This window comes from Pseudomonas sp. LBUM1640 (assembly GCF_059716225.1).
The window spans coordinates 4,361,786-4,382,248 of sequence record NZ_CP166816.1; the positions used below are offsets into that span (position 1 = coordinate 4,361,786).

14 protein-coding genes are annotated in these 20,463 nt (G+C 60.9%); 11 read left to right on the forward strand and 3 right to left on the reverse strand.

All coding sequences use genetic code 11. The features are described from left to right. Positions 1-45 precede the first annotated feature (45 nt). The 3 genes from ACA065_RS19145 to ACA065_RS19155 are packed head-to-tail and all read left to right on the forward strand — an operon-like array spanning position 46 to position 5,825. Positions 46-3,267 carry an efflux RND transporter permease subunit gene (locus tag ACA065_RS19145; protein WP_497691044.1) on the forward strand — a complete coding sequence of 1,074 codons (3,222 nt, stop codon included), beginning with the start codon at positions 46-48 and terminating at the stop codon, positions 3,265-3,267. Then, a complete protein-coding gene (locus tag ACA065_RS19150; protein ID WP_497691045.1) occupies positions 3,257-4,423 on the forward strand; it encodes an efflux RND transporter periplasmic adaptor subunit in 1,167 nt (388 codons plus the stop codon). The genes ACA065_RS19145 and ACA065_RS19150 overlap by 11 nt, the downstream gene beginning before the upstream one ends. Then, the gene (locus ACA065_RS19155) at positions 4,407-5,825 is read left to right on the forward strand and encodes an efflux transporter outer membrane subunit (RefSeq protein ID WP_497691046.1); all 1,419 of its coding nucleotides are present in this window, start codon (positions 4,407-4,409) and stop codon (positions 5,823-5,825) included. The genes ACA065_RS19150 and ACA065_RS19155 overlap by 17 nt, the downstream gene beginning before the upstream one ends. Positions 5,826-7,541: 1,716 nt before the next feature. Here the strand turns inward: ACA065_RS19155 and ACA065_RS19160 are convergent. Both ACA065_RS19160 and ACA065_RS19165 read right to left on the reverse strand, forming a co-directional pair. Then, the gene (locus tag ACA065_RS19160) at positions 7,542-8,825 is read right to left on the reverse strand and encodes a Zn-dependent hydrolase (protein WP_497691047.1); all 1,284 of its coding nucleotides are present in this window, start codon (positions 8,823-8,825) and stop codon (positions 7,542-7,544) included. 176 nt (positions 8,826-9,001) lie between these two features. Continuing rightward, a complete protein-coding gene (locus tag ACA065_RS19165; protein WP_497691048.1) occupies positions 9,002-10,489 on the reverse strand; it encodes an NCS1 family nucleobase:cation symporter-1 in 1,488 nt (495 codons plus the stop codon). Between the two features lie 591 nt (positions 10,490-11,080). On the opposite strand from ACA065_RS19165, the gene hydA reads away from it, so the two are divergent. From hydA to preA, 3 genes are all read left to right on the forward strand, one after another. Next, a complete protein-coding gene (hydA, locus tag ACA065_RS19170; protein WP_497691049.1) occupies positions 11,081-12,520 on the forward strand; it encodes a dihydropyrimidinase in 1,440 nt (479 codons plus the stop codon). A 162-nt stretch (positions 12,521-12,682) separates the two neighbouring features. After that, positions 12,683-14,050 carry an NAD(P)-dependent oxidoreductase gene (locus tag ACA065_RS19175; RefSeq protein WP_497691050.1) on the forward strand — a complete coding sequence of 456 codons (1,368 nt, stop codon included), beginning with the start codon at positions 12,683-12,685 and terminating at the stop codon, positions 14,048-14,050. Continuing rightward, a complete protein-coding gene (gene preA, locus ACA065_RS19180; RefSeq protein ID WP_497691051.1) occupies positions 14,050-15,324 on the forward strand; it encodes an NAD-dependent dihydropyrimidine dehydrogenase subunit PreA in 1,275 nt (424 codons plus the stop codon). The genes ACA065_RS19175 and preA overlap by 1 nt, the downstream gene beginning before the upstream one ends. 118 nt (positions 15,325-15,442) lie before the next feature. On the opposite strand, the gene ACA065_RS19185 is transcribed toward preA, so the two are convergent. Then, entirely contained in the window at positions 15,443-16,063 is a 621-nt protein-coding gene (locus ACA065_RS19185; RefSeq protein ID WP_497691052.1) for a TetR/AcrR family transcriptional regulator, read from the reverse strand. A 142-nt stretch (positions 16,064-16,205) separates the two neighbouring features. Between ACA065_RS19185 and ACA065_RS19190 the strand changes: the two genes are divergently transcribed. The 5 genes from ACA065_RS19190 (at position 16,206) to ACA065_RS19210 (ending at position 20,448) form a co-directional block, all read left to right on the forward strand. Beyond that, entirely contained in the window at positions 16,206-16,649 is a 444-nt protein-coding gene (locus ACA065_RS19190) for a GNAT family N-acetyltransferase (RefSeq protein ID WP_497691053.1), read from the forward strand. Positions 16,650-16,667: 18 nt separating this feature from the next. Continuing rightward, positions 16,668-17,033, forward strand: coding sequence for a copper homeostasis periplasmic binding protein CopC (gene copC / locus ACA065_RS19195; protein ID WP_497691054.1), 366 nt, complete (start codon positions 16,668-16,670; stop codon positions 17,031-17,033). Between the two features lie 3 nt (positions 17,034-17,036). Next, the gene (gene copD / locus ACA065_RS19200; RefSeq protein ID WP_497691055.1) at positions 17,037-17,894 is read left to right on the forward strand and encodes a copper homeostasis membrane protein CopD; all 858 of its coding nucleotides are present in this window, start codon (positions 17,037-17,039) and stop codon (positions 17,892-17,894) included. 273 nt (positions 17,895-18,167) lie between these two features. Beyond that, a complete protein-coding gene (locus ACA065_RS19205) occupies positions 18,168-19,430 on the forward strand; it encodes an OprD family porin (RefSeq protein ID WP_497691056.1) in 1,263 nt (420 codons plus the stop codon). Positions 19,431-19,629: 199 nt separating this feature from the next. Then, a complete protein-coding gene (locus tag ACA065_RS19210; RefSeq protein ID WP_497691057.1) occupies positions 19,630-20,448 on the forward strand; it encodes an NAD-dependent epimerase/dehydratase family protein in 819 nt (272 codons plus the stop codon). The last annotated feature ends 15 nt before the right edge of the window (positions 20,449-20,463 follow it).

Below are 20,463 nucleotides of genomic sequence, written 5' to 3' on the forward strand. Positions count from 1 at the left end.
CAAGACTGCCGGGGTTTGCAATTCTGCTCCCTCGGAGGTTCACGCATGCTCGGGCTGGTAAAGACCGCACTGCAAAAGCCGTACACGTTTATCGTGTTGGCCATATTCATCTGTATCGTCGGGCCGATGGCGGCCCTGAAAACCCCTACGGATGTTTTCCCCGATATCGGCATCCCTGTCGTCGCCGTGGTTTGGCAGTACAACGGCCTGTCGCCGGACGCGATGGCCGGTCGGGTGATCTACACCTATGAACGCTCCCTGAGCACCACCGTTAACGACATCGAACACATCGAATCGCAATCGCTGCCCGGCATGGGCATCGTCAAGATCTTCTTCCAGCCCGGCGTGGACATCCGCACCGCCAACGCCCAAGTGACCGCCGTGTCACAAACGGTGCTCAAGCAAATGCCACCGGGCATTACGCCGCCGCTGATCCTCAACTACAGCGCCTCCACCGTGCCGATCCTGCAAATGGCGTTCTCCAGCCCCAGCCTGTCGGAAGCCAAGATCCGCGACCTGGTACAGAACAACATTCGCCTGCCGTTGAGTGCCCTGCCCGGCCTGGCCATGCCCACGCCAATGGGCGGCAAACAACGCCAGATCACCCTCGACCTCGACCCACAAGCGTTGGCTGCCAAAGGCCTGTCGGCGCAGGACGTGGGCAACGCCCTGGCTCTGCAAAACCAGATCATCCCGGTGGGCACCGCCAAGCTCGGCCCCAACGAATACACGATTTTGCTCAACAACAGCCCCAAGGCGATTGATGAGCTCAACGACCTGCCGATCAAGACCGTCGACGGCGCGCTGATCACCATCGGCCAAGTGGCCCACGTGCGTGACGGCTCACCGCCGCAAACCAACATCGTGCGCGTCGACGGCCACCGTGCGGTGCTGATGCCAGCGTTGAAAAACGGCAGCATCTCCACCTTGTCGATCATCGACGGCATCCGCCAGATGCTGCCGCGCATCAACGAAACCCTGCCGCCGTCGTTGAAGACTTCGCTGCTGGGTGACGCCTCGGTGTTCGTTAAACAATCGGTGGGCAGCGTGGCCCAGGAAGGCATCATCGCCGCGCTGTTGACCAGTGCGATGATCCTGCTGTTCCTCGGCAGCTGGCGTTCGACGCTGATCATTGCCGCGTCGATTCCGCTGGCCGTGCTGTCGGCCATCGCGCTGCTGGCGGTCACCGGGCAAACCCTCAACGTCATGACCCTCGGCGGGTTGGCGTTGGCGGTGGGGATTCTGGTGGACGACGCCACGGTGACCATCGAAAACATCAACTGGCACCTGGAACAAGGCAAAGCGGTGAAGACCGCGATCCTCGACGGCGCCGCGCAAATCGTCGGCCCGGCGTTCGTCTCGCTGCTGTGCATCTGCATCGTGTTCGTGCCGATGTTCCTGCTGCAAGGCATCGCCGGCTACCTGTTCCGGCCGATGGCCCTGGCGGTGATCTTTGCCATGGCCAGCTCGTTCATCCTCTCGCGCACCTTGGTGCCGACCCTGGCGATGTTCCTGCTCAAGCCACACACGCCGGAGCCAGGCGCAGGGCACCACCCGGAAGACGAATTCATCAACCACCATGAAGGTGAGCAGCACAAGAAACCGCGCAATGCGGTGCTGCAATCGGTGCTGAATTTCCAGCAAGGCTTCGAGCAGCACTTCTCGAATATCCGCGACACCTATCACGGTTTGCTGGTTCTCGCGTTGGGCAATCGCAAGCGTTTTATCGTCGGCTTCCTGGCCTGCGTGCTGGCTTCGTTCCTGCTGCTGCCAAGCCTGGGCCAGGACTTCTTCCCGGCCACCGACGCCGGCGCTCTCGCCCTTCACGTACGCTTGCCGCTGGGTACGCGGATTGAAGAAAGCGCGGCAGCCTTCGACCGCATTGAAGCGCGGATTCGCGAAGTGATCCCCGCCGAAGAACTCGACACCATCGTCGACAACATCGGCATTCCGCTCAGCGGCATCGACATGGCCTACAGCAGCAGCGGCACCATCGGCCCGCAGGATGGCGACATCCAAGTCACGCTGAAAAAGGACCACGCGCCCACCGCCGACTACGTGAAAAAACTGCGTGAAGCCTTGCCGGAAAGTTTCCCCGGCAGCCACTTTGCATTCCTGCCGGCGGACATCAGCAGCCAGATCCTCAACTTCGGCGCACCTGCCCCGTTGGACGTGAAAATCTCCGGGCGCAGCGATGAAGAAAACCGCGCCTATGCGGTGGAACTCGAACGCCGCCTGTCGCACATTCCGGGCATCGCCGACCTGCGCATCCAGCAGTCCACCGGCTACCCATCGCTGCAAGTTAACGTGGACCGCATGCGCGCCAATGGCCTGGGCATTACCGAGCGTGACGTGACCAACAGCATGGTCGCCTCCCTCGCCGGCAGCTCGCAAACCGCACCGACCTTCTGGCTCAACCCGGCCAACGGCGTGTCGTATTCCATCGTCGCTGCAACGCCGCAATACCGGCTCGACAGCCTGCCGTCACTGGAAGCCTTGCCGGTCACCGGTGCCGATGGCCAGTCGCAGATCCTCGGCGGCGTGGCCACTATCTCCCGCGTGCAAAGCCCGGCGGTGGTGACCCACTACAACATCGAGCCGACCCTGGACCTGTACGCCAACGTGCAAGGCCGCGACCTCGGCGGCGTGGCCCGCGACGTGCAAAAAGTGCTGGATGACACCGCCTCCATGCGCCCTAAAGGCGCGGTAATCAGCCTGCACGGGCAGATCGATGCGCTGCATGAAGCCTTCAGTGGTTTGAGCTTCGGCCTGCTCGGCGCCGTGGTGCTGATCTACCTGCTGATCGTGGTCAACTTCCAATCCTGGGCCGACCCGTTTGTGATCATCACCGCGTTGCCGGCCGCACTGGCGGGGATCGTGTGGATGCTGTTCCTCAGCGGCACCTCGCTGTCGGTGCCGGCACTCACCGGGGCCATTTTGTGTATGGGCGTGGCCACCGCCAACTCGATCCTGGTGGTGAGCTTCTGCCGTGAACGCCTGGCCGAACATGGCGATGCGTTGAAGGCTGCGATGGAAGCCGGTTACACGCGCTTCCGGCCGGTGTGCATGACTGCCTTGGCGATGATCATCGGCATGTTGCCGCTGGCGTTGTCCGAAGAGCAGAACTCACCCCTCGGCCGCGCGGTGATCGGCGGTTTGATCTTCGCCACCATCGCCACCCTGTTGTTTGTTCCCGTGGTCTTCAGCCTGGTCCACGGTCGTCACCCTACTCGCGCAGCTGCTGGAGAAACTTCACATGTCGTCTGATCACAAACCCTCGCGCAAGCGTCTGATGCTCATGGGTGTCGGCGGCCTGACACTGGCCGCCCTGTTGGTCGCCAACGGCCTGCACGCCCGCACGATGCACGAGCAATCGGTCACCGCCTGGACCGAAACCGCCGCCATCCCGCAAGTGATGGTGTTCCAACCGAAACAGAACGTGGCCGGCGACACCTTGCGCCTGCCCGCGCACCTTGAAGCCTGGAGCAAGGCGCCGATCCACGCGCGGGTCAGTGGTTATTTGAAGGACTGGAAAGCCGACATCGGCACCCAGGTCAAAGCCGGGCAAATCCTCGCCGAAATCGACAGCCCCGACCTCGACCAGCAACTGGCGCAGACCCACGCGCGCCTGGTGCAGGAACAGGCCAACGCACGCCTGGCCGAAACCACCGCCACGCGCTGGCAAAACCTGTTGGCCAGCCACTCGGTATCACGTCAGGAGGCCGATGAAAAAACCTCCAACGCCGCCGCCGCCAAGGCCAACGCCGAAGCGGCCGCCGCCGACTACGCACGGCTGTCGGCGCTGGAAAGCTACAAGACCATCCGCGCGCCGTTCGCCGGCACCATAACCGCGCGTAACACCGATATCGGCCAGTTGATCAAGGCTGATACCGACAGCGATCCGGAACTGTTCAACATCGCCGACACCCACCAACTGCGCCTCTACGTGCCAGTGCCGCAAAACTACGCGGCGGTGATCCACCCAGGCCTGGAGGCTGAACTGACCGTGCCCGAGCACCCCGGCGAGCACTTCAAGGCGCGCCTGATCGGCGACTCCACCGCCATCGACCGCCGCTCCGGCACCCTGCTGGCGCAGTTCGTCGCCGACAACCCCAACGGCGAATTGCTGCCCGGTGACTATGCCGAGGCCACACTGCCGATTCCGGCGGACACTCACGGCGTGAGCATCCCGGCCAGCGCCCTGATTTTCCGCGCCCAAGGCACTCAAGTCGCGGTGCTGGACGCGCAGAACCACGTGCACCTGCAAGACATCCACATCGGCCTGGACCTCGGCGAACGCCTGGTCATCGACCAAGGCCTGAAACCCGCCGACCGCGTGGTCGACAACCCGCCCGACGCGCTGCGCGAAGGCGACCCCGTGCAACTGGCCGACGCCGGAGGTGCGCATGCGCCCAAGGCTTAAACCCCTGGCGGCGTTGATGCTGCTGCTATTGCAGGGTTGCTCGATGGCGCCCACCTACAAGGTGCCATCAGTTGACCTGCCCGCGGGCTACCGCGAACAGACCAGCGATGGCCCGTGGCACAGCGCGCAGCCGTCCGACCAGCTGGCGCCCGAATGGTGGAAGCTCTACAAGGATTCGTGCCTGACGGACCTGCAACAGCAACTGCTCAAGGCCAACCCGGATCTGGCGGCGGCGCTGGCGCATTTCGATGCGTCCCAGGCGTATGCCAGCCAATTGCACGCAGGCTTGTTCCCGCAAATAACCGCCAGCGCGCAGCCATTGCGCCAGCGACAATCGGACGCGCGACCGCTGCGCGGCGACACCCAGCCGTCGGTGTACAACAGCAATACGGCGGGCTTCTCGCTGAGCTACGACCTGGACCTGTGGGGCAAAATCCGCAACCAGGTCGCCGCCGGTGATGCCCAGGCGCAAGCGTCCGGGGACGACCTGGCGGTGGCGCGCCTGAGCCTGCAACATCAGTTGGCGACGCTGTATGTGCAGCTCAACGGGCTGGATGCGCAGAGCCGGATTCTGAACAGCTCGCTGGATGATTTCAGCCAGGCGTTGCAACTCACGCGCAGCCGTTACGAGGGCCAGATTGCCTCGGAGCTGGACCTGACTCGCGCGCAAAACCAACTGGCCGAAGCCAAGGCGCAATTGGATGAAGTGCGCGGGCAACGCAACCTGACCGAGCATGCGATTGGCGAGTTGGTGGGTGTGGCGGCCAGTGATTTTACCTTGCCGCCGAGCCAACAACTGATTGCGCTGCCGGGGATTCCTTCGCAGTTGCCGAGCCACCTGCTACAACGTCGCCCGGACATTGCCGCGGCGGAACGCCGAGTGTTTGCGGCCAACGCCAACATCGGCGTGGCCAAAGCGGCGTGGTATCCGGATTTCAGCTTGACCGGGTTGATAGGCGCGCAGACGCAAGGGGTTGGTAATTTGCTGTCCGCTGGCAACCGGTATTGGGCGCTGGGGCCGTTGGTGAACTTGCCGATCTTTGACGGTGGGCGGTTGAGTGCCAATGAGCGTCAGGCCAAAGCCGAGTTTGAAGAAGCTTCGGCACAGTACCGCAGCCATGTGCTGAAAGCGGTGCGCGAGGTGGAAGATAACCTCGCGCAACTGCGGGATTTGCAACAGGAAGCGCAGGATGAACAAGCGGCGGCGGACGCGGCGCAGCATACGCAGTCGCTGGCGATGAACAGCTATCAGGCCGGGGCCGTGAGTTACCTGGATGTGGTGACGGCGCAGACGGCGGCGTTGCAAGCACAGAGGACGTTGCAGGCGGTGCAGACGCGGCAGTTGCAGGCCAGTGTGGGGCTGGTGACGGCACTTGGCGGCGGCTGGCAACCCGGCGCCTGACTCGGTTCGTCAGTACGCCAGGGATTAATGTGGAGTTGGCTTGCCTGCGATAGCCATAGGTATCTACACATTTTTTTTCGGGTTGAGTGCTGTGGTTGTCACGGGGTCGCTGGGTACATATCCGTTGCTGCGGCATTGGCTGATATTGGTTCCGCCCTTACGGCGGGTCACTTTTGAAAAGAGCCCAAAAGTAACCAAAAGGCTCTTGCCCCACCACTCGGCACCTCGCCTAGGCTCGGTGTGCCCGCACTCCGGCTTTGGAGCGGGGGCCGCCGCGATGGGCCATCCTTGGCCCAGCGCGGCTAAACCGGCGTCCTGCCGGTTTACCCCCGCTCCAAAGCCTGCGTTCGGCCAGCGTGGTTGACGGGGCGCCTAAGATCAAAATCAAAATCAAGATCAAGATCTACAGCACGGCGGCCTAGTAGCCGACCTGAGTGGTTGAATCAAAAGCAAAGCCAAGGCGGCCTGGCAGCCGACTTGTTCTTGGAAGCTGAACTCGGTTAACTGTGGAGGGGGCTTGCTCCCGATGGCGGTGTGTCAGTTGATGCACCTGGTGAATGGCCCACCGCATTCGCGAGCAAGCCCGCTCCCACATTTTGGATCGCAGTGCATCAGGTAGATGTGTGTACTCGGTCAAATGTGGGAGCTGGCTTGCCTGCGATGGCATCAACTGGTTATGCCTGATGTACTGAGGTGTCTGCATCGCAGGCAAGCCAGCTCCCACAGAAAAGCAGCTCTGCTTCTGATCTGTTTTTGCTGTGCTGTTGCCCTGCTTCTGCTTCATGGCGGTGTGTCAGTTGATGTATCTGGTGAATGGCCCACCGCATTCGCGAGCAAGCCCGCTCCCACATTTAGAGCTCAGTACATCAGGTAGATGTGTGTACTCGGTCAAAGGTGGGAGCTGGCTTGCCTGCGATGGCATCAACTGGTTATGCCTGATGTACTGAGGTGTCTGCATCGAAGGCAAGCCAGCTCCCACAGAAAAGCAGCTCTGCTTCTGATCTGTTTTTGCTGTGCTGTTGCCCTGCTTCTGCTTCATGGCGGTGTGTCAGTTGATGTATCTGGTGAATGGCCCACCGCATTCGCGAGCAAGCCCGCTCCCACATTTTGAGCTCAGTACATCAGGTAGATGTGTGTACTCGGTCAAAGGTGGGAGCTGGCTTGCCTGCGAAGGCATCAACTGGGTATGCCTGATGTACCGAGGTGTCTGCATCGCAGGCAAGCCAGCTCCCACAGAAAAACAGCTCTGCTTCTGATCTGTTTTTGCTGTGCTGTGCTGTTGCCCTGCTTTTGCTTCAACCACTCAGGTCGGCTACTAGGCCGCCGTGCTGTAGATCTTGATCTTGATCTGACAGGCCCCGTTAACCACGATGGCCGCAAGTAGGCACGGTGGAGCGGGTAAACCGGCAGGGATGCCGGTTTAGCCGCGCTGGGCCAGGGATGGCCCATCGCGGCGACCCGCGGAACCGGGCCGGAGTGCGGGCATGCCGAGCCTTAGCGAGGCACCGAGTGGTGGGGCAAAGACCTTTTGGTTACTTTTGGGGCGTTTGTGTCCGGTCCATACAGGGCGTTTGCCAAAAGTGACTCGCTGTAAGAGCGAAACCATAGGTGGCCGTGACCGCAGCAACGGATATGTACTCAATCTACCTAAACCCGTCACAGCCCTAGCGCAACACAACAAGTCCACGTAGATACCTATGCTGCGATAACGGCCTATCAGGCAGCCAGTTTGCCACTGGCAATTGCAGCAGATGCCGCCACCATTGCCCTCAACAACACCGCACACCCCGCCGCCAGGTCATCCGGGGCGGCGTTCTCGATTTCGTTGTGGCTGATGCCGCCTTCACACGGCACAAAGATCATCCCGGCCGGGCCGAGTTCAGCGACGAAGATCGCGTCATGCCCTGCCCCGCTGACGATGTCCATGTTCGACAGGCCCAACCCATTCGCCGCGTCACGCACAGCGTCCACGCAGCCTTTGTCGAAATACAGCGGTGGGAAGTCGGCGGTGGGTTCCAGCTCAAACGTCAGCCCATGTTTGGCACAGGTTTCGTCGATCACCTTGCGCACCTGGGCAATCATTGAATCCAGGCGTGCCGGCTCCAGGTGACGGAAGTCCAGGGTCATGCGCACTTCACCGGGGATGACGTTGCGCGAGCCCGGATAAGCCTGCAGGCAACCCACGGTGCCACACGCATGCGGCTGATGCCCCAATGCCGCCGCATTTACCGCAGCCACTACGGCGGCAGCCCCCACCAGAGCATCCTTGCGCAAGTGCATCGGCGTCGGCCCCGCATGCGCCTCGACACCGCGCAACTTCAGGTCGAACCATTTTTGCCCAAGCGCCCCCAGCACCACGCCGATAGTTTTTTTCTCATCCTCAAGAATCGGCCCTTGTTCGATATGCGCCTCAAAATAGGCACCAACCTTGTGTCCGCTAACAGGCCGTGTGCCCGCATAGCCAATCGCATTCAACGCATCGCCCACGCTGATGCCGTCCACATCCACCTTGGCCAAGGTATCCGCCAAGGTAAATTTCTCGGCAAACACCCCCGAGCCCATCATGCACGGCGGGAAACGCGAGCCTTCCTCGTTGGTCCACACCACCACCTCCAGCGGCGCTTCGGTTTCGATCTTGAGGTCGTTGAGCGTGCGCAGCACTTCCACACCCGCCAGTACGCCAAAGCAGCCGTCGAACTTGCCGCCCGTAGGCTGGGTGTCGATGTGGCTGCCGGTCATCACCGGCGGCAGGTTGGGATTGCGGCCTGGGCGACGGGCGAAAATATTGCCGATGCCGTCGATGGTCACCGTGCAACCGGCCTCCTCGCACCACTGCACGAACAGGTCACGGGCTTTGCGGTCGAGGTCGGTGAGGGCCAGGCGGCACACACCGCCTTTGGGCGTGGCGCCGAATTTTGCCAGGTCCATCAGCGACTGCCACAAACGGTCGCGGTTGATGTGCTGATGGGTCGATTGCAGAACGTCCAGGGCAGCGTTCATGGGGATCTCCTCAGGCTACATTTTTATGGGTTGACTCGATTCCAACGGTTGGAACAGGGTCAAAAATGTGGGAGCGGGCTTGCTCGCGAATGCAGTTTGTCAGCGACTGATGTGCTGACTGACTCACCGCTTTCGCGAGCAAGCCCGCTCCCACTTTTGGATTGCATTTGAGCTTTTTACAGCGGTGTTTTTAGCGCAACCGTGCTGGCTCGGCGCTTGGCATTCAGGCCGTAATACAACACGCCGCCCAGCGCCGAACCCGTGAACCAACCGTAGCTGTAGAACCAGCTGAACGCATCGCTGCCCAGCGACAGCAAGGTCAGCACCACCGGCACGCCGAAGGCGACAAAACCGCTCCAGTTCCACGCCGGGTATACGTCGTCGCGGTACAGGCCCGCCAGGTCGAGTTGCTGTTTGCGGGTGATGAAGTAGTCCACCACCATGATCCCGGCAATCGGCCCCAGCAGGCTGGAGTAGCCCAGCAGCCAGTTTGAATACACGGTTTCCAGGCTCACATTCGAGACGATCAGCCCGAGCTTTTTCAGCAGTTCATGGCCCATCAACGCCAGCCCGACCAGGCCGGTGAGGATCACCGCGGTGGTGCGGTTGATCAGCTTGGGCGCGATGTTCTGGAAGTCGTTGGTGGGTGAGACGATGTTGGCGGCGGTGTTGGTGGACAAGGTGGCGATGATGATCAGCAGCATGGCAATCGCGACCCACACCGGGCTCTGGATATGCCCGATCAACGTCACCGGGTCGGAAACGCTGACACCCACCAGTTTCACCGACGCGGCGGTCATGATCACGCCGAGGGCGGCGAACAGGAACATGGTCAGCGGCAGGCCGAAGATCTGCCCGAGGATCTGGTCCTTCTGGCTTTTGGCGTAGCGGCTGAAGTCGGGAATATTCAGCGACAAAGTGGCCCAAAAGCCGACCATCGCAGTGAGGCCTGCCATGAAGTAGCCGGTAAGGCTCGCGCCTTCGGGACGCTTTGGGGGAATCGCCATCAGCTCGCTGAGTGACACATTGGGCATCGCCCACACCAACAAGCCAATGCCCACCGCCACCAGCAGCGGCGCTGACAAGGTTTCCAGGCGCTTGATCGACTCGGCGCCGCGCAGCACCACCCACAGATTCAGGCACCAGAAAATCATGAAGCCGATCACTTCACCGGTGCCGCCGAGGGATTTCCAGCCGTCGAAAATCGAGCCCAGAAACAGGTGAATCGCCAGCCCGCCGAACATCGTCTGAATGCCAAACCAGCCACACGCCACCAGCGCCCGAATCAGACACGGCACGTTGGAGCCAAGGATGCCAAAGGATGAACGCAGCAATACTGGAAACGGAATGCCGTACTTGGTGCCAGGGAACGCGTTAAGCGTCAGCGGGATCAGCACCACGATATTGGCCAGCAAAATCGCCATCAGCGCCTCGCCCACCGACAAGCCGAAGTAGGCGGTCAACACTCCGCCCAGCGTGTAGGTGGGCACGCAGATCGACATGCCGACCCACAGCGCGGTGATGTGCCATTTGTTCCAGGTGCGTTCATGCACCTTGGTCGGTGCCATGTCGTGGTTGTAGCGAGGGCTGTCGAGGACGTCGGGGCCGGCGTCGAGTTCGTACAGGCCGTTGCGCTCAATGACTTGCGATCTGTTCTGTTGCATGGCCGCTCCACGGTTTTTTCGAATTATTTTTGCTCACCCAACGCTGAGCGCAGGGTGGCCGGAGTACCTCGTAAACAACATGACATCACGGGCCCGGCCAGCCGCCACTGCACTCAATAACCGTGCCGACAACCCACCTTGAACCCGCACCGCTTATATAACGTGCTGATGTTAATCAGCTTTCCGATTGAGCCTTGGGTACTTGCCACCTTACTCAGGCTAAATAATGTGGAAGTTGCCCGAACCATCAGGACTCAATCTGGTGCAACACAATTATTTTTATTTCCTGCCGCCGTCAAGGGGCATATCTCAAGCGTCTGATTTGCAATAAGAAATGTTGCTCAAATCAGGAACCTGTCAAGTGCGTCAAAATGGTGAGCAGTCGCCACATTTTGGTGATTTACGTTTTTTATCGTTAATAATCAGTAGTTTAAACACGATATAAGCTTATAAAAAATCTTCTTGCTCATTCGAAAAACTCGGGCTAGTTTCTATTCCTGTCATCGATGACAGGATTTAACTGAGCATCGGCAAGCAGTATTACAACACTTAGAACTGGCACAAGCCGGTCAAGCCTGTGAGGAACTCGACATGTCGCTGTTGATCCGTGGCGCCACCGTTATTACCCATGATGAAAGTTACCGCGCCGATGTGTTATGCGCAGACGGTCTAATTCGCGCCATTGGCACGGATCTGGATATTCCCGCCGGCACTGAACTACTCGATGGCAGCGGCCAATACTTGATGCCCGGCGGCATCGACCCCCACACCCATATGCAACTGCCCTTCATGGGCACCGTGGCCAGTGAAGACTTTTTCAGTGGCACGGCGGCAGGCTTGGCGGGCGGCACCACCTCGATCATCGACTTCGTGATTCCCAACCCGCAGCAATCGCTGATGGAAGCCTTTCACCAGTGGCGCGGCTGGGCGGAAAAATCCGCCGCCGACTACGGTTTTCACGTGGCGATCACCTGGTGGAGCGAGCAGGTCCGCGAGGAAATGGCCGAGCTGGTCAGCCACCACGGCATCAACAGCTTCAAGCATTTCATGGCCTACAAGAACGCGATCATGGCCGCCGATGACACCCTGGTTGCAAGCTTCGAACGCTGCCTGGAACTCGGCGCGGTGCCCACCGTGCACGCGGAAAACGGCGAGCTGGTGTATCACCTGCAACGCAAGCTGATGGCCCAGGGCATCACCGGGCCAGAAGCGCACCCGCTGTCGCGCCCCTCCCAAGTGGAAGGCGAAGCGGCCAGCCGCGCGATCCGCATCGCCGAAACGCTCGGCACGCCGCTGTACCTGGTGCACGTGTCCACCCAGGAAGCGCTGGATGAAATTACCTACGCCCGTGCCAAGGGCCAGCCAGTGTACGGCGAAGTGCTCGCCGGCCACTTGCTGCTCGACGACAGCGTCTACCAACACCCCGACTGGCAAACCGCCGCCGGCTACGTGATGAGCCCGCCGTTCCGCCCGCGTGGGCATCAGGAGGCGCTGTGGCACGGCCTGCAATCGGGCAACCTGCACACCACCGCCACCGACCATTGCTGCTTCTGCGCCGAGCAAAAAGCCGCTGGCCGTGACGATTTCAGCAAAATCCCCAACGGCACCGCCGGTATCGAAGACCGCATGGCGCTGTTGTGGGACGAAGGCGTGAACACCGGGCGCCTGTCGATGCAGGAATTCGTCGCGCTGACCTCCACCAACACCGCGAAGATCTTCAACCTTTACCCACGCAAAGGCGCGATCCGCGTCGGCGCCGATGCGGATCTGGTGCTGTGGGACCCGGCGGGCACGCGGACGATTTCGGCCAAGACCCACCACCAGAAAGTCGACTTCAACATCTTCGAAGGCAAGACTGTGCGCGGCGTGCCGAGCCACACCATCAGCCAGGGCAAGCTGGTCTGGGCCGATGGCGACCTGCGCGCCGAACGCGGTGCCGGGCGGTATGTGGAACGGCCGGCGTATCCGGCGGTGTTTGAGCAGTTGAGCAAGCGGGCGGAACATTCCAGGCCCACTGCTGTAAAGCGCTGAACATACAGCGCACATGATCGTTCCCGCGCTCTGCGGGAATGCAGCCGGGGGCGCTGCACGCCCCGAGAGCGGACGCAGAGCGTCCGGTGAGGCATTCCCACGCAGAGCGTGGGAACGATCGCCCATCAGAGGCAGCACCTCAATAACCGTGAGGCCCACACCGTGATCCAGACCCTGAACCACCTCCCCCATCCCCATGAAGATGGGCCGACACTCGCCAGCCATTTCACCGACCTGGCGCCGCCACTCAACGCCCGCCAGGCACAATTGGAAGCCTCGCGCTGCCTGTATTGCTACGACGCGCCCTGCGTGAACGCATGCCCCAGCGAGATCGACATCCCGTCGTTCATCCGCAATATCCACACCGAAAACGTGCAAGGCGCGGCGCAGAAGATTCTCTCGGCCAACATCCTCGGCGGCAGCTGCGCACGGGTTTGCCCTACCGAAATCCTGTGCCAGCAAGCCTGCGTGCGTAACAACGCCGAAGAATGCGCGCCGGTGCTGATCGGGCTGTTGCAACGCTACGCCATCGACAACGCGCACTTCAGCGAACACCCGTTCCAACGCGCCGCACCCACCGGCAAACGCATCGCCGTGGTCGGCGCCGGGCCGGCCGGGTTGGCGTGTGCGCATCGCGCCGCTGTGCACGGCCACGACGTGGTGATTTTCGAAGCGCGGGAAAAGGCCGGCGGCCTGAATGAATACGGGATCGCCAAGTACAAACTGGTGGATGACTTCGCGCAGAAGGAGCTGGATTTTCTACTGGAAATCGGCGGCATCGAGATTCGCCACGGCCAGCGCCTGGGCGACAACCTGACCTTGAGCGAACTGCATCAGCAATTCGATTCGGTATTCCTCGGCCTGGGCCTCGCCGCCAGCAAACAGCTCGGCTTACCCTTTGAGGACGCCCCCGGCCTGCTCGCCGCCACCGACTACATCCGCGAACTGCGCCAGGCTGACGACCTCACTCAATTGCCGCTGGCCGACCGCTGCATCGTACTCGGCGCCGGCAATACCGCCATCGACATGGCCGTGCAAATGGCCCGCCTCGGCGCCCGTGACGTGAACCTGGTGTACCGCCGTGGCCTCGCTGACATGGGCGCCACCCACCATGAGCAAGACATTGCCAAAGCCAATCAGGTGCGCCTGCTGACCTGGGCTCAACCTGAAGAAGTGTTGCTGGATGATCAAGGTCATGTGCGCGGCATGCGCTTTGCCCGCACACGCATGGAAAACGGCCGCCTGCACCCCACCGGCGAGACCTTCGAATTGGCCGCCGACGCAATCTTCAAGGCCATCGGCCAGGGTTTCGATAACGCGGCGCTCCACGACCCACTTGCGCAACAACTGCACCGCGTGGGCGAACGCATTTTCGTCGACGAACACCTGCAAACCAGCATTCCAGGCGTCTACGCCGGCGGCGATTGCGTCAGCCTCGGCCAGGACCTCACCGTGCAGGCGGTGCAACACGGCAAGCTGGCCGCCGAAGCCATGCACGCCCAACTCATGCTGAATGTGGAGGCTGCGTAATGGCCGATCTCTCGATTGTATTCGCCGGTATCAAAGCCCCTAATCCGTTCTGGCTGGCCTCCGCGCCGCCTACCGACAAGGCCTACAACGTGGTCCGCGCCTTCGAAGCCGGCTGGGGCGGTGTGGTCTGGAAAACCCTCGGCGAAGACCCGGCAGCGGTCAACGTGTCGTCGCGCTACTCGGCGCACTACGGCGCCAACCGTGAAGTGCTGGGCATCAACAATATCGAGCTGATCACCGACCGCTCGCTGGAGATCAACCTGCGCGAAATCACCCAGGTGAAAAAAGACTGGCCCGACCGCGCGCTGATTGTCTCGCTGATGGTGCCCTGTGTTGAAGAGTCCTGGAAAAACATCCTGCCGCTGGTGGAAGCCACCGGCTGCGACGGCATTGAGCTGAACTTCGGGTGCCCCCACGGCATGCCGGAACGTGGCATGGGCGCGGCCGTCGGCCAGGTGCCGGAATACGTGGAACAGGTGACGCGCTGGTGCAAGACCTATTGCTCGCTGCCGGTGATCGTCAAGCTCACGCCGAACATCACCGACATCCGTGTGGCGGCGCGTGCGGCGTATCGCGGGGGGGCGGATGCGGTGTCGCTGATCAACACCATCAACTCCATCACCAGCGTGGACCTTGAGCGCATGGTGGCCCTGCCGGTGGTCGGCACCCAGAGTACCCATGGCGGTTACTGCGGCTCGGCGGTGAAGCCGATAGCCCTGAACATGGTCGCGGAAATCGCCCGCGACCCGCAGACCCAAGGCCTGCCAATCTGCGGGATTGGCGGCATCGGCAACTGGCGCGATGCGGCGGAATTCGTCGCGCTGGGTTGCGGCGCGGTGCAGGTGTGCACGGCGGCCATGTTGCATGGGTTTCGGATTGTGGAAGAGATGAAGGACGGGCTGTCGCGGTGGATGGACAGCCAAGGCTACAAAAGCTTGCAGGAATTTTCCGGGCGGGCGGTGGGCAATACCACCGATTGGAAGTACCTGGATATCAACTATCAGGTGATTGCCAAGATCGATCAGGAAGCCTGCATTGGCTGTGGGCGTTGCCATATTGCCTGTGAGGATACCTCGCACCAGGCCATCTCGAGTTTGAAACAGGCGGACGGTACGCATAAATATGAGGTGATTGATGATGAGTGCGTGGGCTGCAATTTGTGCCAGATCACCTGCCCGGTGGCCGATTGCATCGAGATGGTGCCGATGGACACGGGCAAGCCATTTTTGAATTGGACGCAGGATCCGAGGAATCCCTACCGGGAGGCCGTGTAATTCTGCGACTGATCGTTCCCACGCTCCGCGTGGGAATGCCTCACTGGACGCTCTGCGTCCGCTCTTGGAACGCGGAGCGTCCCTGGCTGCATTCCCACGCGGAGCGTGGGAACAATCATTACGGCTCCAACCCAATCCCACGCAAAATCACCGCGGTCACCGTCTGAATCGCCCTTTCAAACTGCATGTCCGACAACGGCTGGTGATCATTCAAAATCTTCACCTGGTGGTCAAAGTCCGCATAGTGCTGGGTTGACGCCCAGATCATGTACAGCAGGCTCGACGGCTCTACCGCCAGGATGCGTTTGTCCTCCACCCACTGGCGAATCTTCGCTTCCTTCATCTTGGCCCAGTCGTACAGGCTTTCATCCAACGCCTCACCGAGTGTCGGCGCGCCGTGGATGATTTCATTGGCCCAGACTTTCGAGCCATATGGCCGCGTACGCGAGCGCTGCATCTTGGCGCGGATGTAGCTGCTGAGCACCACCCGTGGGTCATCGAAGGTTTCAAAGCTCAGGGCATCCTGCTTCCACAGTTCCAGCAGGTCGAACAGCACGGCGCTGTACAGCTCGCTTTTGGTGGTGAAGTAGTAATGCAGGTTGGAGCGCGGCAGTTGCACTTCTTCGGCGATGTCAGCCATGGCAGTGCTGCCGTAGCCTTTTTCAGCGAAGATTTTCTCCGCCGCCAGCAGGATTTTTTCGACGTTGACCCGACGAATTCCGATCTTGTGATTGCCCATAGGGCTCCCCGACAACAACATGGCCTCAAGACTACCATCGGCTCTAGATCGCGGCGACAGGGCATAATGAAAGTTCTTACGCGAACCTTTCCCCTGCAAAACGGATTGGTTAGGATCGCGGTCCCCATGAAGGATCATTGCCATGACTATTCGACCTCGCGTGGCCGCCGACGACCCAGTGCTGGGAGCACTGTGGGAGCGCTCGGTGCGGGCCACCCATGACTTCCTCCCTGAAGATGACATCCAGCGTTTGCTGCCCTTGGTCCGTGACACCTACCTGCCGATGCCTGCACTCGATGTATGGGTGTTCGAAGACAGCCAAGGCATCGCCGGGTTTATCGGCACCGGCGGGCACAATGTAGAAATGCTGTTTATCGACCCCGACCGCCGTGGCCAGGGCATCGGCCGCCAGTTGCTCGACCACGCCCGCGCCCGCCATGACACCCTGACGGTGGACGTCAACGAACAAAACCCGCAAGCCGTGGGCTTCTACCTGCACTATGGTTTTATCCAGGTCGCGCGCTCGCCGCTGGATGGCGAAGGCAAACCCTTTCCCTTGCTGCACATGGCCTTACCGACTCTCTAAACCTGAAGGTATTGAACAATGTTGATCAAGAAAACCCTGACCACCGTCGCCCTGCTCGCGTCCTTGCTGTGCGCCTCGGCGGCGTTTGCCCACGCCCACCTAAAGAGCTCGACACCCGCAGCTGACAGCACGGTCGCTGCGCCCGCTGACCTGCGCCTGAGCTTCAGCGAAGGCGTCGAAGCCACCTTCACCAAGGTGTCCCTGAGCAAGGACGGCACCGAAATCGCAATCAAAGGCCTGGAAACCCCGGACGCCGACAAGAAAACCCTGGTGGTCACGCCTGCTGCACCACTGGCCACCGGCACCTACAAAGTGGTGTGGAACGCCGTATCGGTCGACACTCACAAGAGCAACGGTGAATACAGCTTCAAGGTCGGCCAATAACCCATGGCGACCCTGCTGGTGCTGTGCCGCTTCCTGCATTTTAGCGTCGTGTTGTTGATGTTCGGGGCCTGTGTGTTCAGGCCTTGGCTGCTCGGCGCGCAACCGCAGCCGGCGCTGGACCGGCAACTGCAACGCATCACCCGTGTGCTGGCCTGGCTGGGGCTGGTCTCCGGCATGGCGTGGTTGTTGTTGATCACCGCCAGCATGGCCGGCAGCTGGGCGGCGGGGGTGCAACCGGCGACCGTGCAGTTGGTGCTGGGCAAAACCTTTTTTGGCCAGGTGTGGGTCTGGCACTTGTTGCTGAACCTGCTGCTGGTGATCGTGCTGATCAAGCCTTGGCCGGCCCTGCGCCTGCCGTTGACAGCACTGTTGTTGGCCACGCTGGCGCCGGTCGGCCATGGTGCCATGCTCAATGGGTTGAGCGGGCAATTGCTGATCCTTAACCAGGTGGTGCACTTGGTGTGTGTCGGCGCCTGGTTGGGTGGGCTGCTGTTGCTGGTGTTAATCCTCAGGCAGCCGCAACGGCATGCGCTGGAGCCCATCCTCAGACGCTTCAGCGGCGTGGGCTATGGCTTGGTCGCTGGATTGCTGGTGACCGGCTTGATCAATGTGCGCGTGCTGACCGGGCAGCTGTGGCCCACGCCGCTGTTCAACGGCTTTGCGCTGATTCTGTTGATCAAAGTGCTGCTGGTGCTGGGCATGTTGGCCCTCGCGCTGCTGAACCGGCTACGCATTGAACGCTGCGAAGAGCGCTTGGGCAGTTTGAAGGCCAGCGTGATGCTGGAGTGGGTGTTGGGTATTTGCGCAGTCGCCGCCGTTTCGCTCCTTGGCACCCTTGCGCCGATGGTCATGGCTAATTAGGGCGATGACAATCTCAGGTCGAACTCGATCAAATGTGGGAGCGGGCTTGCTCGCGAATGCGGTGTGTCAGTCAACGCATTCTTCACGGGTACACCGCATTCGCGAGCAAGCCCGCTCCCACATTGACCGTGCCCACTTTAGAGAGTGGTAAAACGCTGTCATCGTATAACTTGCGCTTGACACCCCACGAAAACCCCGTAAATATCCCGTCCAATGTTGTACGACAACGTATAACAAAAAATAAAAACAACAAAAGAAAAAGGGAGCTTCACTGTGCGTCCACTCGCCCGCAATTCCTCCTCGCGTATCGGCCTTCTCGGCCTCAGCAGCCTGGCGCTCACTCTGCCCCTCAGCGCCCAGGCCGACGGTTTTCTCGAAGACGCCAAAGCCACGCTGAACCTGCGTAACGCCTACTTCAACCGCAACTTCACCAACCCCACTTACCCGCAAGCCAAGGCCGAAGAGTGGACGCAGAACTTCATCCTCGATGCCAAATCCGGCTTCACCCAGGGCACCGTGGGCTTCGGTATTGATGTGTTGGGCCTGTACTCGCAAAAACTCGATGGCGGCAAAGGCACCGGGGGCACGCAATTGCTGCCGATCCACAGTGACGGCCGCCCCGCCGATAACTTCGGGCGCCTGGGCGTGGCCCTGAAAACCAAACTCTCGAAGACTGAACTCAAGGTCGGCGAATGGATGCCGGTGCTGCCGATTCTGCGTTCCGACGATGGCCGCTCGCTGCCTCAGACCTTTCGCGGCGGCCAGGTCACGTCCAACGAAATCGCCGGGCTGACCCTCTACGGCGGGCAGTTTCGCGGCAACAGCCCGCGCAACGACGCGAGCATGGAAGACATGTTCATGAACGGCAAAGCCGCGTTCACCTCTGACCGCTTCAACTTCGGCGGCGGCGAATACAGCTTCAACAACAAGCGCACCCAGCTCGGTGTGTGGTACGCCGAGTTGACGGACATCTACCAGCAGCAATACTTCAACCTGACCCATAGCCAACCCGTGGGCGACTGGACCCTGGGCGCCAACCTCGGTTACTTCAACGGCAAGGAAGATGGCAGCGCACTGGCCGGTGACCTCGACAACAAGACCGTCTCCGCCCTGCTCTCGGCACGCTACAACGGCAACACCTTCTATGTTGGCCTGCAGAAACTGACCGGCGACAGCCTGTGGATGCGGGTCAACGGCACCAGCGGCGGCACCCTGGCCAACGACAGCTATAACGCCAGCTACGATAACGCCAAGGAAAAGTCCTGGCAGGTGCGCCATGACTTCAACTTCGTGGTGCTCGGTATTCCAGGGCTGACCATGATGAACCGCTATATCAGCGGCAGTAACGTGCACACCGGGGCAATCACCGACGGCAAGGAATGGGGCCGCGAATCGGAACTGGCCTACACCGTGCAGAGTGGCGCGCTGAAGGACTTGAACCTGCGCTGGAGGAATTCGACGATGCGTCGGGACTTCAGCAACAATGAATTTGATGAGAACCGAATCTTTATCAGCTATCCGATCTCACTGCTGTAACTCGATCAAATGTGGGAGCTGGCTTGCCTGCGATGGCGGTCTGTCAGTGGATATTGGATTTGCTGATACACCGCCATCGCAGGCAAGCCAGCTCCCACTTTTTGAAACCTGTCGTCTGGCAAGGCGTTGACAACCAGGGGAGTCCCTAACGATACTTCCGACAAGTCATACGACAACCTACAACAACAATGGAATTCCCATGACCACCACCTCGCCTACTCCATTCAACCGCCTGTTGCTCACCGGTGCCGCCGGCGGCCTCGGCAAAGTCTTGCGCGAACGCCTGCGTCCTTATGCCCAGGTACTGCGCCTGTCCGACATCGCCGCGATGGCCCCGGCGGCGGATGCATCCGAAGAAGTGCAACCCTGCGATCTTGCCGATAAACACGCCGTGCACCACTTGGTGGAAGGCGTCGACGCCATCCTGCATTTCGGCGGCGTCTCGGTGGAGCGCCCCTTCGAAGAGATTCTCGGCGCCAACATCAGCGGCATCTTCCATATCTACGAAGCCGCCCGCCGTCATGGCGTAAAACGCGTGATCTTCGCCAGCTCCAACCATGTGATCGGCTTTCATAAGCAGGGCGAGCAGCTGGACGCCCACTCGCCGCGCCGCCCGGACAGCTACTACGGATTGTCCAAGTCCTATGGCGAAGACATGGCCAGTTTCTACTTCGACCGCTACGGCATCGAGACCGTGAGCATCCGCATCGGCTCATCGTTCCCTGAACCGCAAAACCGCCGGATGATGCACACCTGGCTGAGCTTCGACGACCTGACCCAACTGCTCGAACGCGCGCTGTACACGCCAAACGTCGGCCACACCGTGGTCTATGGCATGTCGGATAACCTCGATACCTGGTGGGACAACCGCTACGCCGCGCACTTGGGTTTCGCGCCTAAAGACAGCTCCGAAGTGTTCCGCGCCCAGGTCGAAACCCAGCCACCGGTCGCCGCCGATGACCCGGCCAAGGTGTATCAGGGCGGCGCGTTCTGCGCGGCGGGACCGTTCGGTGACTGAGTGCACAGCAACCCA

Bases quoted from the DNA above. Each gene is read 5' to 3' on its own strand.
- ACA065_RS19145 (WP_497691044.1), top strand. From the start codon at position 46: ATGCTCGGGCTGGTAAAGACCGCACTGCAAAAGCCGTACACGTTTATC.
- ACA065_RS19150 (WP_497691045.1), top strand. From the start codon at position 3,257: ATGTCGTCTGATCACAAACCCTCGCGCAAGCGTCTGATGCTCATGGGT.
- ACA065_RS19155 (WP_497691046.1), top strand. From the start codon at position 4,407: ATGCGCCCAAGGCTTAAACCCCTGGCGGCGTTGATGCTGCTGCTATTG.
- ACA065_RS19160 (WP_497691047.1), bottom strand. From the start codon at position 8,825: ATGAACGCTGCCCTGGACGTTCTGCAATCGACCCATCAGCACATCAAC.
- ACA065_RS19165 (WP_497691048.1), bottom strand. From the start codon at position 10,489: ATGCAACAGAACAGATCGCAAGTCATTGAGCGCAACGGCCTGTACGAA.
- hydA (WP_497691049.1), top strand. From the start codon at position 11,081: ATGTCGCTGTTGATCCGTGGCGCCACCGTTATTACCCATGATGAAAGT.
- preA (WP_497691051.1), top strand. From the start codon at position 14,050: ATGGCCGATCTCTCGATTGTATTCGCCGGTATCAAAGCCCCTAATCCG.
- ACA065_RS19185 (WP_497691052.1), bottom strand. From the start codon at position 16,063: ATGGGCAATCACAAGATCGGAATTCGTCGGGTCAACGTCGAAAAAATC.
- ACA065_RS19190 (WP_497691053.1), top strand. From the start codon at position 16,206: ATGACTATTCGACCTCGCGTGGCCGCCGACGACCCAGTGCTGGGAGCA.
- copC (WP_497691054.1), top strand. From the start codon at position 16,668: ATGTTGATCAAGAAAACCCTGACCACCGTCGCCCTGCTCGCGTCCTTG.
- copD (WP_497691055.1), top strand. From the start codon at position 17,037: ATGGCGACCCTGCTGGTGCTGTGCCGCTTCCTGCATTTTAGCGTCGTG.
- ACA065_RS19210 (WP_497691057.1), top strand. From the start codon at position 19,630: ATGACCACCACCTCGCCTACTCCATTCAACCGCCTGTTGCTCACCGGT.